At 68.5% G+C, this 730-nt stretch carries 1 protein-coding gene and 1 pseudogene; both read right to left on the bottom strand.

Annotated features, from left to right (window positions below):
* A pseudogene (locus tag D7Y11_RS42785) lies at window positions 1-402 on the bottom strand (hypothetical protein); the annotation flags it as partial.
* A 4-nt stretch (window positions 403-406) separates the two neighbouring features.
* Window positions 407-697: a hypothetical protein gene (locus D7Y11_RS42780; RefSeq protein WP_120581646.1), complete on the bottom strand. Its 291-nt coding sequence runs from the start codon at window positions 695-697 to the stop codon at window positions 407-409.
* Window positions 698-730 lie beyond the last annotated feature (33 nt).

Below are 730 nucleotides of genomic sequence, written 5' to 3'. Positions count from 1 at the left end.
AGGCGTGGAACCCGGTGCGGGCGCGGGGATGAAGTGGAAGAAGAGCGTGGCGTCCGGCAGGTCCACCTTGCCGCGGGCGCTCTCCTGCAGCGGCAGGTCGAAGGTGTCGTCCGCGCGGCGGGTGGCGAGCCCCTGCTCCCGGAGCGCGTCGAAGTCCACGTCCGACGAGCCCAGGTTGATGCGGCCCTGCATGTGCTCGTCGATGATGAGGTGGAACTGCTGGCCGCGGTTCTCCAGCACCTTGAAGCGCGGCGGGCGCGCCTCGGACGGGGGCATGACGATGGTGTTGCGGGCGTCATCGCCAATGGTGACGGAGTCGTGGAGCAGGTGGTGCTCTTCGACGATGCGCCCGTCCTGGATGACGCCGACGCGCAGCAACTTGGGGCGGGTTTGAAGGGCCATGGATCTAGAACGGGTCCTGCTGCACGCTCTGGACCACCTTGGGCACGAAGCTCTCCGTGCGGTTCAGGTCGTCGAAGCTCGGCTTGGAGCGGTCGAGGAAATAGAAGGCTTCCGGCTTCTGGATGCGCCCTTCGACCTTGATGGCCTCCAGGCGGATGGCCTTGGCCGGCTTCTTCGCCGCCGGAGCCTGGGGCGCTGGCGTCGCGCCGTTCGCCGCCTTCTTCGTGGACGCGGAGTCCTCCGCCCAGGACGGACCGGAGACGGCGACGAGCAGCAGGAGGAGGGCGGGGCGCATGGCGGAAGGTCGGGCTACTGGACGTCCTTGGAC

This window comes from Corallococcus sp. AB018 (assembly GCF_003986945.1).
Classification (GTDB): Bacteria; Myxococcota; Myxococcia; order Myxococcales; family Myxococcaceae; genus Corallococcus; species Corallococcus exiguus.
This window is presented reverse-complemented; position numbering and strand designations above follow the sequence as displayed.

Bases quoted from the DNA above. Each gene is read 5' to 3' on its own strand.
- D7Y11_RS42780 (WP_120581646.1), bottom strand. From the start codon at position 697: ATGCGCCCCGCCCTCCTCCTGCTGCTCGTCGCCGTCTCCGGTCCGTCC.